This window comes from Pseudomonas sp. AU11447 (genome assembly GCF_001672555.2).
In the GTDB taxonomy this organism is placed as follows: Bacteria; Pseudomonadota; Gammaproteobacteria; order Pseudomonadales; family Pseudomonadaceae; genus Pseudomonas; species Pseudomonas nitroreducens.
In genome coordinates this window covers 1-15603 of sequence record NZ_LZDG02000083.1, presented here as the reverse complement: position 1 = coordinate 15603, position 15603 = coordinate 1, and the positions used below count along the sequence as shown (strand labels likewise).

Sequence of the window (15603 nt, the reverse complement as noted above, 5' to 3'; positions counted from 1 at the left end):
TCGAGGGGCCGTCGTGTAAGGCATGGAGGAGAGTTTGTTGGCAGAAAACTGGGGTCTCTGAGACAGCCTTGCCAATCCGGTGTGTGGCGAGCTGAGTCTGCAGGAGTCGTTACTTCTTACACTGACTCCTGCACTATCTGTGATAGAACCACAAATCTTGGTGCTCATAAATTTTGCACGTTAGGTCAAGTGGGTGGCCCTGGCGGGACTGATAACGACTGCAATATATATCCGTTCGGTGGAAGCTGGTTTATGCACTTGAGAGATGGAAATCAATCTTCGCAAACTCAAGTATGCGGAGCGGTCTGCCTGGACTAGAGGCATAGAGCCTCTACATAGACAAAAGGGGCCGAAGCCCCTTCTAGTTTGAGCAAATAGCGTAGCCAGTAACGCTGAAGTTATACCAGCCACTCCCATAGTCCTCGCTTGCCAAACAGTACCAGCCATTGCTGCCGGTCGGTTGCGAGGAGTTTATTTCCCAGTTGATATTTGGAGCTGCACAGCCCCCGGAGATTAACTTTGATGGTGCAGGGCATGTCGCGGCGCAGTCCGATTGAAAACGTCCCACAGGCCCTGTACAACTTACGCTAAAGGTATTGAGGCTTCCGCCTGCTGCCCACACACCGGATTGGCAAGGCTGTCTCAGAGACCCCAGTTTTCTGCCAACAAACTCTCCTCCATGCCTTACACGACGGCCCCTCGACCATTGATTAGGCTCACGCATCACCTATAAAAAAGTGTGAGGCTGCGAAAACGAGATTGCTCGACTGGCCAGAGGATCCAGCATGAAGATTCTGCTCTCGTCGACAGTGTCCAGGTACTGGTCAGGCGGTGGAACCGTGACCTTATCTCGTATCGACACCATCAGCTTGCGTAGGAGCTCGTCCTGAGCTCGCTGAAGTGCCTCAGCCTCACTTGGTGCCGTGACGCTCAGTCCATCAAAGTCCAGCACGCGAATGGTTATGCCGTCAGTCGAGGTGTCGGCGATGGCGGGGTAAGGGATCAGGTGGTCCAGCACGACTTGTTGTCCCCTGCCACGGTTGCCTTCCAACTTTTTCACGAGCCTGGCAGCCTGCAAATGGGTGTAGCGCTTCAGCATTGCGAGCGATTTGTGACCGGTGATGGACGCGATCTCCATGACGTCCATCGTGTTGAGCTCGAACAGTCGAGTGGTCGCTTCATGCCGAAGATCATGGAAGTGAAGGTCCAGGATGGCCAATCTCTGTAACATGATCCGCCAGGCGGATTTCAGGCCATTCGAGGTGTAGCAGAACACTCGGCCTTTGGTTTTCACTCCCAACCTGGTCAGCGCATCCCTTGCCTTTAGGCTCAACGGCACGTCACGCTTCGAACCATTCTTGGTTTCTGGCAGGTGAGCGACGCGGCGCTGCAGGTTGATGTGCTCCCATTCCAGTTTGAGGAGCTCGCCTTGTCGCATTGCGGTTTCCAAAGCCAGGACGACCAGGGAGAACAACTCCTGGGTAGGGTGAGCGTGGCAGTACCGTAGAATCCGCCGCTCCTCGCGCGGCAGAAGTCGGCGATCACGACCAGGTGGCGCTTTCGGCTTACGCACGTTGGTGACTGGGTTGGTGTCGCAGGCGCCCCACTCGATCCTCGCCACATCGAAGACATGCGAGAGCAAAGACATTTCCAGTCGTACCGTCGCCGGGGAAATCGTCTTCCCTGTCCTCTGGCTGACCTGTGCCAAACGATCATCACGGTACTTGGCGATGTCGGGGCTTTGAATGTCGCGCATACGCCGCCCAGCCAGTTCTGAGCGCAGCAGGCTCGCAAGACGGTAACTTTCCTGAGCGTAGCCCTTCTTCAGGATAGAAACTTTCGAGCGGTAGAGTTCAAGTCCTTCGCGGAGGGTTAGATCGTTACTCATGGACCTCTTCCAGCTTGGCCTGCGTCATCATGGCCAGCTGGCTAAACGGAATGTCCAATGCACCACAGAGGGTGAAAACGGTATCTAGCGTGGGAGACTTCTGGCCGCGCTCGAGCAGACTGATGTATGTCCGGTCGAGACCAGCCTCGAACCCCAGAACCTCTTGGGATAGACCACGCGCCTTACGCAGCTCTGCCAAAGCAGCGCCGAAGGCTTTATTGTGATCCCCAGTTGGAACAGGTTGGCGTGCCAAGAACTCGACCTAAGCGCAAAGGTCGAATTCTGGAATCGCCCTCCTTCATCGTCTGCGGACTATAGTCTACAGACCGATTGCCTCCCCGATTTCCGGCCGTTACGATCGAGCGACCCTCGATATACCTGACCCAAAGGCTCCGCATGTACTTCTACTGGATAGCTCTCACCATCTTGATCGTTGCCGGCGGGATCATGAGCCAGGTCCAGCACCAGGACGAAGTCACCGCTGATGCAGCGACGGTCGATACGCTGAGCCGAAGCATGTTGGTCTATCGATCAGCGGCTGCTGAATATGCACGCAACAATCCTACGTTTGCGGGTGTTCCTGCAGACACAGCGCTCAGCCTCCCCAGCTGGTACTCGAAGCCCGCAGGAGTAACGTCGTATCTCTCAGGTGGATCAGCGTACACCTACTACACCGGCAACACGCCTGCGGGCCTGCCTGCCGCTCTGGTCGACAGAACCCAGGCTACGACGGTTGGCGTGAAGCGCTCCGGCACACTGTTCTCACCTACCGCAGGCAATACCGGAATCACCATTCCGGCTGCCGTGCCCGATGGTGCTGTTGTGGCCGTCAACTGACGCCCGGCAGGCTTGAGAGTCGCGCCGCGCCTTGCATCAGCGCCGACGTACCAACATAATGACATCAAACAGGTTTCACCCCGCTGGCTACTGACGGTCATCATGTAGCGCCCAGGTGTCGGAGGTTCGCCTCGATACCAAACCAAAAGCACGCTTAGCTCCGGGAAGGGCGTGCGGATCTGGTTGGGACTCTCCCTGTGTCTCCCTGCTCTCTCTAGTCGCGCAGCCGTCTAACTCGTGATGACCGAGTTCAAAGGCACATAGGGTTTCAAGAGGTTCGGCGCATCGTAATCTGAGGGCCACACCGGTGTTGTGGCCCATCCTTTTTCCCCTCCCCCTTGGGTAACCTGATGGCCTTGAGCTTCAGGGGCATGAGGCTACCCAAAGGGTTTCGTTTTCGTGGCCGGTGGCCCGCCGGCGAAAAGCAGGGTTCCTTTTGTGCGCGGATGCGTGCCAATTGTTTGCTGGCCATAGCCACTAAAACCGGCCAGGTGATGAGAATCGTCGTTCAATGCCCAGGGATCGACGTCTGTCACGGTGGCATCTTCTTCCTGACTTCGCTCCTTCGAACTCAGCCGAGGGCGGCTACTAGACATGGTTGCCCTCGGCTCGCTGTTCCCCCTCGCCCTCTGCTGCCCCCTCCTTGCCCGCTCCAGTTCTCCCCCCGCTTGACACCCTCTCGACATTCCCCCAATGATATTTGCGTGATCTGCTGACGTCGTCAGCGACATGCCCATGCAACTTGGACCCGAAGAGTTGCGACACCTTCTGGTGTTGGTCCATCCCAAGACCGCTTAGCTTCTGGTAGCGCGGTCGATCGATTTCGGTCGATAGAAGCACCTTCCGCCAACCCAGCGGGGAATTCACTTCCCCGACGGGGCCAGTGTTTCTCCGCATTTTCAACCTGCAGGAGAAGCACCATGTCCACGCCGTCCCTCAGCTACCGCTTCGGTGAAGCTCTCGGAACCGTCACTCGGGAATTCCTGCGTGCGGTACAACAACCCCGGCCCAAAGCCATCCCTCGCCCGCACCTACGGCATCATGAACCTGCAGCACCGCACCCCTCGGGTGACGTGCTCGAGTACATGTGCCAAGTCCCTGCGATCGCTCGCCTGAGAAAGGTGAACCTCGCCGACTGGTACGAGCAAAACACGCGTGAGTGTGCCCCGGAAAAACCCAAGCACACCCGCAAACGCAAAGCCGCTGTTAAGGCCTTGCCCAGCAGCTCTTCCATCCCAGTCCTGAAAATGGGCCCCCTCAACGACCTGATTGCGCCGGTTGATTCCTTGACCTGCTGATCGACAACCACCACTCACCCGGCTGGGAAACCTCCCTGCCGGGCGGTTTTCCATCTGATTCAAAGGAAAACCATGAGCCCTGCAAAACTGTCTGCGATCGCAGAAGACCTGCGAAAGATTGGTACTACAGCCGTAGCCGCAGGTTTGATTGGCATCTTTCTCGGAGAACACCGCATCCTGACTGCCCTTGCGTTGTCTGTTGGTGTGGTAATCTGGTCCACAGGTATCTACCTGACTCAGGAGGAATCTTGAGATGAGCCAAACGACTTTCGGCGTGATCATGCTGACCGCCCTACTCGTAGTGTGCTTGTCGATGGCAGCTTGGGCTGATTGGCCCAACCTCAAACGTAAGCTGACAAAGCTTAATCATCGCCACCGCCCACATTGACACCGCGCCCCTCCTTGCGAGGGGCTTTTCATTCTGGGGGCTTGACAAGTGCAACTGGCATTTCCATTCTTGCACTGTGAGCTGCTGATGTTGTCAGCAACCCCGCCCCAGCAGTCATGATCTGTAAGACTGCGACACCTCAGGTGTTGATCCCCCCCAAGATCGCCTAGCTTCCGGAAGCGCGATCAACCTGGCCCACCAGGTGGAAGCTCCCTCACCCAGCTCCAAGCATACCCACCAAGCTCTAACCCTCGCGGGGAATACTTTCCCCCCATGGGCGAAGTGTTTCTCCGCTTTCACTTTTGAAACTGGAGAATCCCCATGAGCAACCAAATCCAAGACACCAAGTTCTTCGATCTGCATACCTCCGGTATCGGTTACCTCAACCGCATCCGCGAAGTGCCCATCCGTAAGGGCCCCCCCCTTCTCGCCGTTACCGTCGCAGCCCTTCGTGGCTCCTCGGACGACGTCGAATACTCCTACATCGACTGCAACGTCGTCGGCGCCGAAGCTGAAAAGCTCGTTCGCCGCTGCCAGCAGGCCGTAGACGCCGGCAAGAAGGTCCTCGTGGCTTTCCGCATTGGCGACATTCGGACGGAAGCATTCACCTACGAAAAAGGCGAGAAGAAAGGTCAGGCCGGCGCAAGCCTCAAAGGCCGACTGCTCTTCCTCAACTGGATCAAGGTGGATGGCGAAACCGTCTACGAAGCCAAGCCCAAGGACAGCGTGGATCAGGCCCCCCAACAGGATGGCCCTGCTTCCGATGCTCCTGCAGCTGAGCAACAACAGCAGCAAGGCGACCAGTTCGCCGCTTGATCGAATCCAAGGCGCCCCCAAGGGCGCCTTTTACAACCTACGCACTGCGCTGATTGTCATCGCGAACCCATCCGGGGGGCACCATTTCCCCCCAGGGGCATGGTGTTCTCCAAATTAATTTGGAGATCATCATGAATTACGCCCAAGCCGTTGAAATGCCCGCTCTGCCCGAAGTTGAAGAAGTAAGCCTGACCGACATCGAGGACGAACTGCTGAACAGCAGCCACTTCTGCGACATGGCCTGGTTGATCTTCTCCAACCCGAGCACTGACGCAGCTGTTCTGACCGCTTAATACCACGGGCACCGCAAGGTGCCCTCCCCCTTCCCCAGGGCCGTTGCCTTGGGCATGCGGCTCCGAATTATCAGGAGATCATCATGTCCTTCGGAAAATTGGCCCTCGAATACTGCGGTGAGCAACTGCCACTCCAAGTGCTCGAGAGCGGTGCCGGCTTCTACATCGGTACCTGTGACGAGATCGGAGCCCCGGTGTCTCGCGAATCGCAGGAATACTACAAAACGTCCCAGCTCGCCGCTGACGCATTGCAGAACGGCACCTGGACGCAGAAAGCACATCCCTAGCTCGATGTGCCTCGCACTTTTCCTCTGACGGGTTCATCACCCGCCTGGGCTGGTGAGCCTCCCCACGGAGCTTCACCAATGAACAGAACCTACCCTGAGCGTCTGCCGGCGTTGCTTGCTATTGCAGAGCATGCAGCTCGTTCCGATTTCCACTACTGGCTGGCCGGAGGTGTCGTTGATGAATTTGGCGACGCCGGACTCAGCATCTTGCTTTATGACATCCAACCGGCGATCGAGGCCCTTGCTCAAGCTGATTTCGAGCATGGCTGCGACTCATCGGACTCCCCAATTCTTCAGCAATATGCCCTGGTGAAGTGCTATCAGACGGCAAGAAACGTTGAAGTGAGACTGCACGCTCGCGCGACCTGCTAACTGCGCCTCACCTTACAAACCCATCAAGGGATCAGTCCCTTGATGGGGGCTGCTCCTTCTCACCAAGGACCCGCCATGAGCACACCGAACCCTTTCCTCGACAACCTGTGCCGGTACCGCGTCGAGCGTCTGCTTCAAGTCAAATACTCGAACAGCGAAGTGCCGTGCAATCGAGCGATCCATAGCAGCCAAGCACATTTGAAGGACCGAGAGGTTCAGTGCAAACCCTGCATATTCAGCGACGACCTCTGCCTCATCGTAGGAGCTGGGAACTTAGATCCGGAGCTCGCCGCGCGCTGCGGAAGTGAAGGCACGGTTATCGACGTCACCTACGCCGTTTTGGATGCAGATACCGGCCGCTTCATCGGGGACACCTATACCCTTGATGGCGCCCATGACCTTGTGGACCGTCTAGCGCGCCGCTATGAGCCATGGAGTCGCTCCTGGGAGATCAGTAAAGCCCACCTTCCGTTGAAGGTTCTGCATGCCCTCCTGGAGAGCTTCGGCACGAAGATGCCGATCAGACTCGCTGGAGTCCTTATTGGAGTCTTCTGGATAGACGAACTGGGCACTGTTGGCTTCCGACTGGTGCATACGCCCTGGACCGACGAGAACCTGGAGGTGATGGATTTGACCGCCTCAGCCTTGCGTTCGGAGCAGATCGCCGCTGGCTACCCGGTCGAACTGGTCGACCTACTTCATCTGGCGGCTCAGGCAGACATTCGCTACCTGGTACTCGATCCACTCGCGCCCGCGCTCAAGGGCCTACCAATTTTCGATCATTGAGCATTCTGGCCTGCGGGATTCCCACCAGGCCCCTAATTCCGGATTGGCTCGCTGTCGTTGACAGTGCCTCCAAGGGAGCCAGGGTTTAAGGCTCCGGCGCGCAAGTGCTAACCCACCCCAAGACCGCCAAGCACTCGGTAGCGCGGTCGCATCACTTATTGATGGAGTGCATCTTCCACCACCCACGCGGGGACCCTTCCCCGCGGATGAGGTCTCCCCGCACCTGTAGGAGACCTCGAATGCCTGTCCCGGCAAACCCCACGACGCAGGAAACTGCTGCGTACCTGAAATACCCGGTCGTGCTGAGCAACAGCGCCTGGCTCAGCGCGGTTTATCTTGAAAACCCGAACCGGGTTGGGGAGATGAGCCTGCGCCTGGCCAGTGTGGTGCAAGCGGCATGGTACGAGCTGAAGCTCGCACCGGATGCGGAGAAGTTCGTCTTCGCCGTCGTACACAAACAGCCTGTCGGTCGTGAACGAGTGTGGATCTCACTCTCGCTCACTGTCGTCCGGCCCCAGTCTGAACCTCCCTACCTCCACGTCGAGCTCCTGGACGAAACCTCCCCCGAGGTCGACCAGGACTAGCTTCACAACCACCTACAGTCCCGCCGCCGGCGGGACTTCCTTTTCCATAGGCAGACAACATGATCAGCATCGCTGGTCAGTTGGCCATCCGCACCATCACAGGTCGCAATGGCCCATTCAACGTGGGGCGGCTGGTGACCTCCATTGGCGAGTTCGTCATCAAGGACCCCGGCCTGGACCAGTACACGGAGGGTAAGTACCAGGGCGATTTTTCAATCACGCAAATCCGCCCGTCCTACTACACCCACGGGGGACGACTGGTCGTCGAGATCAGGGCCGAGCTCGGCGGCATGAACCTGGACGATGTAACCAATCTCAGCGCCGAAGACGAAGAGCAGCTGTCGACGACCGTACTCGATCCCCTTGAGGAGGAGAGCTCGGCGCCGGCGGTGAAGCCGTCGAAAGCTCAGCAGCCAGCTGCCCGCACGTCCACATTGATTGCGGCACCTGCCGACTCCGATGAACCGTTCGGTATGAAGCCCGCTGCACCGGCCGCACCGAACAGTAATGAATCACCAGACGACGAACTCTTCGGCACGGTCTGGCCCTTGGCCGATACCGTGAAACTAGATCCCACCGTTGACCGACAACGCTTGCGCGCGCAGTGCGCACGTTTGGGCGAGCTCGGGTACGCCCTGGACTTCAAACTCCAGGTCTGGAACAGGAGAACGCCATGAACCAGCTTTACGCCTTACCTGAGTTTTCCAACCTGTTGCTGCAGGCATCCAGCTCGTTACGCGAAGTGGGTGCGGAAGACCTCGCGGATCTCTTCGTGATCGCGCTTTACGATCGATCGAAGGTCGACGTGGCCATCGCCCAGTTGCGTATCCGCGCAGCGCAGGGCGAGCAGCCAGTAGACCCGGACGGAGACATACCCTGGAGTGTCGCCGGTGCGCAGGCACAGGAATACACCCTGCGGCTCACCCAGCGGCTGGATCGTTGCATCCGCTTCAACCGCGTCAGCCTCTGATCTGACGCCACCACCCAGCCGGGTACTCCCGGCAAGGGAGTCTCGGCCTTACAGAGGAGACCCCCCATGGGCTGGCTATTTTCACATCGATCTAAGGAGCAGCTTCTACGCGAGCTGCTCGCAGCATCGTCCACCTTCTCGCGTGACAGGGAGATCCTGGCTCACTCCGTTGTCGGCAATGAGCTCTGGACCGTAGTGAAGCTAACGCTTCACGTCGCGGGCCTAATCAATGACAACCTGAAAGGCGACAGCTTCACCTTCATCAACCTAGACCTCCTCGATGTCAGCAACGGCTATTGGGGAAGCCAGTCCATCAGCGAGTCGATGGGGCCTTACTACTACGGCTGCCCCCTCGAATTTCTCGACATGGCCACCTTCGGAGTGAACCAGGTCTGGCGAGAGCAGCTTCGGCAACATCACCAAGCCTGAACATCAACCGACCACCCTGAGGGGCTCCCTCAGGGAGCTCCTCGCAACCACAACAGGAGCTCACCATGAATGCCATTTTCGCCAGCCTGACCCCCGAAATCCTCAGCAACGTCGAGGACCAGCTGTCCAACAACGAAGTGTCCTGCGACGAAGAGATGGTCGACTTCTTCATCGAAGAGCTCGGCCTCTCCCTGGAGCAGGCTGAAGCTGCAGTCGCACTTCGCTCGCAGTATCTGCAGATGATTTTCCTTGCAGGCCAAGGCCCTCTCCATGAGGCCAACGGCCTGGTCTTCTGCCCCACTACCAAGAGCATCCGCTGACGCTCACCATCACCACCTGGACCTACCCCAAGGGGCTTCACCGCCCCTCTGGGGCGGGCAGCCCTCCTTCGGAGGATCGCTATGCCCAGTCCAACCCAACTGTTCCAGATCGAGGAGCTCCCGGACCTGTACGTCGACGCTTGTGTGTGCGATGAGCAGCGCAACCTGGTGTTCCTTTCCGCCTGGGGACGCGACACCGTACTGCAGGAGTTTCTGGCCAGGCTGACGCTTGGCCGGGAGGAGAACGGGATCGACCAGTTCCACGTCATCGTGGATGGTCGGCGCCTCCCAGTCTTCCCCGACCAGGACCTGCTGGAAAAACGCACTACCCGGCAGTTCCGCGGCACCCTGTTCGGCAGCCTGCTACACCTCTGGCTGTTCGATCGGCGCGCCTCGGCGCCCGACCAGGCCAACCACTTCGCCTTCGCACTCCTGGAGCGCGATGAGGATCCACACCATCGGCTCTGGCCGCTGGTAATGGAAACCTGTCCGCTGCCCCTCCTCCCACACTGGCGCGAGCCGGTGATGGGAGTCCTCATCCAGCACCAGATGCTGACCGCCCTGCCCGGGGCGATCGGCAACGTCTGCGCTTGGCGTCTCGCTCTCCAGCTCGACGTGCTCGAGCCCTCCCTCGGAGAGCTGATCCGCCGCGGCGAACTCACCACCGAAGCTCAGGCGCAGGCCTGAGCTCCAACTATCGACTCAAGGAAGCCCCATGGCACTCATGTTTCCGCGCCTGGCGCGCAACTTCGCCCGCAATGGCTATTACCCCACTGACGAAGTCACCCTCGAACGCGCCCTGCAGGCGCTCATTCCCGCTCCTTCGGGCAGGATGAGGATCTGCGATCCGTGCGCTGGAGAGGGCGTCGCCCTGGCTGAGGCAGCCCATATCCTGGGCCGCGACCAGGTCCAGGCGTTCGCCGTCGAATATGATCGCGAACGTGCCGACCATGCTCGTGGCATTCTCGACCGGGTGCTGCACAGCGACCTCTTCGACACCCTGATCAGCCGGCAGTCGTTCGGTTTGCTCTGGCTCAACCCACCCTATGGTGACCTGGTGGCGGACCACTCCGGTGCATCCCAGTACCAAGGAAGCGGCCGCCGGCGGCTGGAGAAGGCCTTTTACCAGCGCTGTCTCCCGCTACTGCAGTACGGCGGCGTGATGGTGCTCATCGTTCCTCACTATGTGCTGGACGACGAGCTGACTGGATGGCTGAGCAACCACTTCACCGCCCTGCGCGTGTACGGCGCCGCGGATCCCACCTTCAAGCAGGTGGTGATCTTCGGCATCCGGGTACGTCGGCAGGACCTGGCCAGGGCTGACGTCAACCAGGTTAGATCTCACCTGCAGGCGATCGGCGCCGGCCTGGACCAGGCCGAGGAGATCCCAGCCAGCTGGCCATGGGAGCCCTATGCGGTCCTACCGGCAACAAACGAGCTGGAACACTTCTACCGCGTAACACTGGAGCCAGAGCAGTTCGCCGGCGAGATTCAACGCTTAAGGGGCCTGTGGCCTGACTTCAGCCTCCACTTCGGCCAGATAGGCCTACAGCCTCGCCCGCCTGTCCGGGAGCTCTCCCGCTGGCACTTGGCTCTAGCCCTAGCTGCCGGGGCGATCTCCGGCGTCGTGCGCTCGAGATCGGGCCGGACCCTGGTCGTCAAGGGTGACACCTATAAGGACAAGGTCCGCAAGACCGAATTCACCGAAGACGAAGACGGCAACGTCACCGAGGTGCGGATCCTCACCGACCGCTTCATACCGATCATCAGGGCTTGGGAAATGACGCCCTCCTCCGCGAATCATGGCTGCGTGCTGACCATCAGCTCATCCGCCGCGACCACAGAGGTGGCCGACACTCCCCGGCCTGAGCCTGAACCTGGACCGCTGTTCTTCCCGGGGCAGATTGTGATGACCGCTGCCATCCACCACCTGGTGGAGATCGGCCAACTCAACCCCACCACCTACCTCAAACGCCACCTGGTAGGCGACTGGGGGAATCTCTGCGACGAGGACTGGAACACCAACCAGCGAGCCTTGAAGCACGGTGACAGGTTGCTCTCCAGCTACGACGTCGACGCCGGCGATGAGTCCAGGATCTGGATCATCACCGAGGCCGACCGCAGCTCCACCACCTTACTGCTCCCCAGCGACTACTAACCCACCGCGTACGCGGCCCCCAACTCCACACCACCCTGCAGGGTATGCCGATACCCGAAGGGGGACGCGCATGCCCTGCATTTCATCACCTGCAGGAGATGCACATGAACGCACTGACCCAGCCGGCCGCTTCGGCCGCTTCCCCACTGAATATCAACCTGACTGACTTCATCGACGAGTTCGGCGATGAGCTCCTGGCGTCACTCAACCGCTCCAACCCTCCGGTCTACGCCGGCGCCAACAACATGCAACGCCAGCTGGTGATGGACAACCTCAAGCGCAAGCCCTTCGCGGCCCAGGCTGAGGTGGTTCAAGCCATAGCGGCGCTGCTTCTGGACCGCAACGAGCAGGCTGGCGTCATCAACGCAGAGATGGGTACCGGGAAGACGATGATGGCCATCTCTGTTGCAGCTGTAATGCACGCTGCAGGTTACCGTCGAACAATGGTCATCTCTCCACCTCACCTGGTCTACAAGTGGCGCCGGGAGATCCTGGAAACTATCCCTAACGCCCGCGTCTGGGTGCTCAACGGTCCGGACACTCTGGTTAAGTTGCTCAAGCTACGAGACCAGATGGGTGAGGCCTACGATGGCCGCCAGGAGTTCTTCATCCTCGGCCGCGTCCGGATGCGGATGGGGTTCCACTGGCGCCTTGCCTGCTGGAAGAAACGCTCAGCCGGCGGCTTGCTGCTCGCTGCGTGTCCAGATTGCGGCCAGGTCCTCGAGGACCTGGAGGGCAACCTCGTCACCGTCGAGGAGTTCGAACGCAGTGATCGCCGGCGTACCTGTCTTGCCTGCAAGGGTGCCCTATGGACGCTCATGCGGCCTGGCAAGGTCGATGGTGGTGACCGGCGCGCGACGATCCTCAAGTCGATGTGCCGCATCCCCACCATCGGCCCGGTCAGGGCCGAGCGCTTGCTCAACGACTTCGGCGAGGACTTCCTGGCCTCCATGTTGGTGGACAACGTCTCGGAGTTCATCAACCTGATGGATGCCAAGGGCAACTTCGTCTTCAGCGACCGCCAGGCCAAGCGCATGGAGCGGTCGATGGCCAACATCGAATTCGGGTTCGGCGAGGGGGGTTACCAACCGACCGAGTTCATCAAGCGCTACCTACCCGATGGATACTTCGACCTGCTGGTGGTGGACGAGGGGCATGAGTACAAGAACAGTGGTTCGGCCCAGGGCCAGGCCATGGGCGTTCTGGCAGCCAAGGCACGGAAATCCGTGTTGCTGACCGGAACACTCATGGGCGGCTATGCCGACGACCTGTTCTACCTACTGTTCCGCATCCTCACCCGGCGCATGATCGAGGACGGCTACCGACCCAACGCGCACGGCAGCATGGCTCCTGCAGCCATGTCGTTCATGCGCGACCACGGCGTGCTGAAGGACATCTACACCGAGCGCGACGGGGACTCGCACAAGACCGCCAAGGGCAAGAAGCTCTCGGTACGAACGGTGAAGGCCCCGGGCTTCGGCCCCAAAGGCATTCACCGGTTCGTGCTGCCGTTCACCGTGTTCCTGAAGCTCAAGGACATCGGTGGCAACGTGCTGCCCGACTACCAGGAGGAGTTCGTCGACGTGCCCATGGCGCCGGAGCAGGCCTCGGCCTACCAACGCTTGGCTTCCACGTTGACCGCGGAACTCCGCCAGGCCTTGGCACGGCGAGACACCACCCTTCTGGGCGTGGTGCTCAATGTGCTACTGGCTTGGCCGGACTGCTGCTTCCGATCGGAGATGGTCAAACATCCTCGAACCCGGGAAACGCTGGCTTTCGTTCCTGCGATCTTCGGTGACGAGCAGCTGATGCCCAAGGAGCAGGCACTCTTGGACCTCTGCCTCAGGGAGAAAGCGAACGGCCGCAAGGTCCTCGCATACACCGTCTACAGCGGGACGCGCGACACCACGTCCAGGCTGAAGAAGGTGCTCGAGCAGGCGGGGCTGAAGGTGGCTGTGCTGAGGGCCTCGGTGGATACCGCACGACGTGAGGATTGGATCCTCGACCAGGTCGACCGCGGCATCGACGTGCTGATCACCAACCCGGAGTTGGTCAAGACTGGACTGGACCTCCTGGACTTCCCGACCATTGCGTTCCTGCAGACGGGCTACAACGTCTACACGCTGCAACAAGCGGCGCGGCGGTCGTGGAGAATCGGGCAGAAACACCCGGTGCGCGTCATCTTCTTCGGCTACGCCGGCAGCTCGCAGATCACCTGCCTGCAGCTGATGGCCAAGAAGATCGCCGTGGCACAGAGCACGTCGGGAGACGTTCCGGAGTCAGGCCTCGACTCGCTGAACCAGGACGGTGACTCGGTTGAGATGGCACTGGCGCGGCAATTGATTGCTGCATAAATTAAAGGCCACCTCAGGGTGGCCTTTCTTTTCAGAGCCTGAACCAGGCGACTGTTTGTCATTACGCAGGAGCGAGCTGTATGTCTGAGCAAAACTTGATACCGGACATCATCGATATCCGAAAAATGACCACTGCCACATGCGCAATGGCATTCGAGGAACTAAACGAAGCTGTTCGGACGATCGAATTAACCACTTCCGAGATGAACAAAAGACAGCTTGAACTCTGGACCAGACTAAAAGTGTCTCTGGTGGACTTTTCGAGAGATATGTTGCTAGCAGAAGCTCATCATGAGGAGATTGATCGCCGCCTTGGTTTGAAGCTCTGACTCAACTATGTAACTCTCAGAGCGCCCAGACATGCTCAGGGCGCTCTGCTGTAGCGACTATCCTTTATCTGCGTTCTCCACTGCGCGCTTCAAATCTCCGATGCATTTTTGCAGCTCTGCTGTGAGGCTTGGCTGCTCTGTTTTATGACCCGCCATCGCGTCGGTTGCAGCGACTACACCCTGGGCAGCGTTGGCCGCGGCCGACTCTGCAGGCAATCTGGTTTGTATATCGCGCAGGAACGTTTTCGCTTTTTCAGTAGACCCGGGCATATTGAGCGAGAGGCGCGCGCATTCGTTGAGATCCTTGATGGCGGAATAACCTCCAGCGGTAGTCCCTGCTCCAGCCGCCAGATAAACCCCATAGCCAACAACGCATGCTACGAATACCACACTTCCCACTACTGACTTCTTCAAGATAAACTTCCCATGTGATTAGAGCAGCTATATTACTCAACATATCGACGGAATTTCATCCCATCGTGAAACATAGCCTGGAGACTTCAATTCTTGTTTCATCCTCCATCCAGGAATCGGCGGTACTCGCCCTGGGCGAAGAGTGCCCCGTCCGAACTCCGCATTGATCCGATCCATCACTGCCATCAGCCGTTCGCCGCCAGGCCGCGGTGCCGGTGCAAACATGTCGACCTGGGCGAGGCCTGGGGCGACCAGGTCCATGAGCACCACCCCAGCCTTCATGTAGCGGAAGCCCGGCCGGAATATGCGATCCAGGCCAGCCAGAGCGGCAGCGACCAAGTCGCGGGTATCTGAACAGGGTGTCAGCAGCGGCACCGTAGCCGCATTGGCATAACGCCGCTCCCGATCGTTGAACTGCCCTGTCTGGATGAACACCTGCAGCGCACAGGCATAGTCGCCCTGGGCACGCAGCTTTTCCGCAGCCCGGGCAGCATAACTGGCTATTGCCTCGCGCAGCGCCGCCTGCTCGGTCACCCGATCGCTGAAGCTGCGGCTGCAGGCAATCATCTTCTTCGGCGCCGGCCCCTCCTCGAGGGCATAACAGACTTCCCCGCGCAGCTCTCGCAACGTCTTCTCCAACGAAACGCTGAACTGTCGTCGCAGCACTTTCGGATCCTGCTCGGCGAGCTGTGCGGCAGTGATGATGCCCATGGCGCCCAGCTGCTCGAACAGTCGCCGCCCAACTCCCCAAATCTCATTGATAGGGGCGTGCAGCAGCAATGCGCCGATCTGTTCCGGGCGTGTCATCACTGCAACGCCACCGCGCGTGTGCTTTTTCGCCGCCCAGTTGGCCAGCTTCGCCAACGTCTTCGTCGGCGCAATGCCTACCCCTACAGGGATACCTACCAGACGCTGAACTTCGGCCCGGATCCTGCGGCCTTGGGCAGCCAAGGAGCCGGGCACGCCGGTCAGGTCAAGGAAACACTCGTCGATGTAAAGGAAAGTAAACACCCTATGGACATCGCTTCACGGATAGACGGGCCGCTGATTCGGTCGTAACTGCTCACTGTCCATAGAGAT

The 15603-nt window shown here is 59.3% G+C and carries 21 protein-coding genes; 17 read left to right on the top strand and 4 right to left on the bottom strand.

All coding sequences use genetic code 11. The features are described 5' to 3' along the window. Positions 1 to 727 precede the first annotated feature (727 nt). Positions 728 to 1888 (bottom strand): site-specific integrase, encoded by a 1161-nt coding sequence (locus tag A6723_RS27440; RefSeq protein WP_054911210.1) that lies wholly within the window; start codon positions 1886 to 1888, stop codon positions 728 to 730. Next, on the bottom strand, positions 1881 to 2141 hold the full coding sequence (locus tag A6723_RS27435) for a helix-turn-helix domain-containing protein (RefSeq protein WP_054911211.1): 261 nt from the start codon (positions 2139 to 2141) through the stop codon (positions 1881 to 1883). Before A6723_RS27435 ends, A6723_RS27440 begins: the two co-directional genes overlap by 8 nt. 143 nt (positions 2142 to 2284) lie before the next feature. On the opposite strand from A6723_RS27435, the gene pilM reads away from it, so the two are divergent. The 17 genes from pilM (at position 2285) to A6723_RS27360 (ending at position 14109) form a co-directional block, all read left to right on the top strand. Further along, on the top strand, positions 2285 to 2725 hold the full coding sequence (gene pilM, locus A6723_RS27430) for a type IV pilus biogenesis protein PilM (protein ID WP_054911212.1): 441 nt from the start codon (positions 2285 to 2287) through the stop codon (positions 2723 to 2725). Positions 2726 to 3645: 920 nt separating this feature from the next. Beyond that, the gene (locus tag A6723_RS32245; protein ID WP_054911213.1) at positions 3646 to 4023 is read left to right on the top strand and encodes a hypothetical protein; all 378 of its coding nucleotides are present in this window, start codon (positions 3646 to 3648) and stop codon (positions 4021 to 4023) included. Between the two features lie 72 nt (positions 4024 to 4095). Then, the gene (locus A6723_RS31505; protein ID WP_081884772.1) at positions 4096 to 4275 is read left to right on the top strand and encodes a hypothetical protein; all 180 of its coding nucleotides are present in this window, start codon (positions 4096 to 4098) and stop codon (positions 4273 to 4275) included. A gap of 457 nt (positions 4276 to 4732) precedes the next feature. Beyond that, positions 4733 to 5227, top strand: coding sequence for an STY4534 family ICE replication protein (locus A6723_RS27420; RefSeq protein WP_054911214.1), 495 nt, complete (start codon positions 4733 to 4735; stop codon positions 5225 to 5227). A gap of 131 nt (positions 5228 to 5358) precedes the next feature. After that, the gene (locus A6723_RS32240) at positions 5359 to 5520 is read left to right on the top strand and encodes a hypothetical protein (RefSeq protein WP_170859277.1); all 162 of its coding nucleotides are present in this window, start codon (positions 5359 to 5361) and stop codon (positions 5518 to 5520) included. Between the two features lie 83 nt (positions 5521 to 5603). Further along, complete coding sequence (locus tag A6723_RS27415; RefSeq protein WP_054911215.1) at positions 5604 to 5807, top strand: hypothetical protein; 204 nt, start codon at positions 5604 to 5606, stop codon at positions 5805 to 5807. A 78-nt stretch (positions 5808 to 5885) separates the two neighbouring features. Further along, positions 5886 to 6179, top strand: a complete 294-nt coding sequence (locus A6723_RS31500) for a hypothetical protein (RefSeq protein WP_054911216.1) — start codon at positions 5886 to 5888, stop codon at positions 6177 to 6179. Positions 6180 to 6254: 75 nt separating this feature from the next. Then, a complete protein-coding gene (locus tag A6723_RS27405) occupies positions 6255 to 6965 on the top strand; it encodes a hypothetical protein (RefSeq protein WP_064979905.1) in 711 nt (236 codons plus the stop codon). Between the two features lie 239 nt (positions 6966 to 7204). Beyond that, the gene (locus A6723_RS27400; protein ID WP_054911217.1) at positions 7205 to 7549 is read left to right on the top strand and encodes a hypothetical protein; all 345 of its coding nucleotides are present in this window, start codon (positions 7205 to 7207) and stop codon (positions 7547 to 7549) included. Positions 7550 to 7608: 59 nt separating this feature from the next. Continuing rightward, entirely contained in the window at positions 7609 to 8226 is a 618-nt protein-coding gene (locus A6723_RS27395) for a DUF3275 family protein (protein WP_054911218.1), read from the top strand. After that, positions 8223 to 8519, top strand: a complete 297-nt coding sequence (locus A6723_RS27390; protein ID WP_054911219.1) for a hypothetical protein — start codon at positions 8223 to 8225, stop codon at positions 8517 to 8519. Before A6723_RS27395 ends, A6723_RS27390 begins: the two co-directional genes overlap by 4 nt. Positions 8520 to 8585: 66 nt before the next feature. Then, on the top strand, positions 8586 to 8948 hold the full coding sequence (locus A6723_RS27385) for a hypothetical protein (RefSeq protein WP_054911220.1): 363 nt from the start codon (positions 8586 to 8588) through the stop codon (positions 8946 to 8948). 65 nt (positions 8949 to 9013) lie between these two features. Continuing rightward, a complete protein-coding gene (locus A6723_RS27380) occupies positions 9014 to 9268 on the top strand; it encodes a hypothetical protein (RefSeq protein WP_054911221.1) in 255 nt (84 codons plus the stop codon). An 81-nt stretch (positions 9269 to 9349) separates the two neighbouring features. Then, positions 9350 to 9955 carry a hypothetical protein gene (locus tag A6723_RS27375; RefSeq protein ID WP_054911222.1) on the top strand — a complete coding sequence of 202 codons (606 nt, stop codon included), beginning with the start codon at positions 9350 to 9352 and terminating at the stop codon, positions 9953 to 9955. Positions 9956 to 9983: 28 nt separating this feature from the next. Then, on the top strand, positions 9984 to 11426 hold the full coding sequence (locus A6723_RS27370) for a DUF6094 domain-containing protein (RefSeq protein ID WP_054911223.1): 1443 nt from the start codon (positions 9984 to 9986) through the stop codon (positions 11424 to 11426). 104 nt (positions 11427 to 11530) lie between these two features. Continuing rightward, entirely contained in the window at positions 11531 to 13780 is a 2250-nt protein-coding gene (locus A6723_RS27365; RefSeq protein ID WP_139093079.1) for a DEAD/DEAH box helicase, read from the top strand. Positions 13781 to 13860: 80 nt separating this feature from the next. Beyond that, positions 13861 to 14109, top strand: coding sequence for a hypothetical protein (locus tag A6723_RS27360; protein ID WP_051879430.1), 249 nt, complete (start codon positions 13861 to 13863; stop codon positions 14107 to 14109). Between the two features lie 57 nt (positions 14110 to 14166). Here A6723_RS27360 and A6723_RS31910 read toward each other — a convergent pair whose 3' ends face one another. Together A6723_RS31910 and A6723_RS27355 are read right to left on the bottom strand one after the other, a co-directional pair. After that, positions 14167 to 14523, bottom strand: a complete 357-nt coding sequence (locus tag A6723_RS31910; protein WP_139093078.1) for a hypothetical protein — start codon at positions 14521 to 14523, stop codon at positions 14167 to 14169. A 36-nt stretch (positions 14524 to 14559) separates the two neighbouring features. Beyond that, a complete protein-coding gene (locus A6723_RS27355) occupies positions 14560 to 15534 on the bottom strand; it encodes a DUF4113 domain-containing protein (RefSeq protein ID WP_064979904.1) in 975 nt (324 codons plus the stop codon). Positions 15535 to 15603 lie beyond the last annotated feature (69 nt).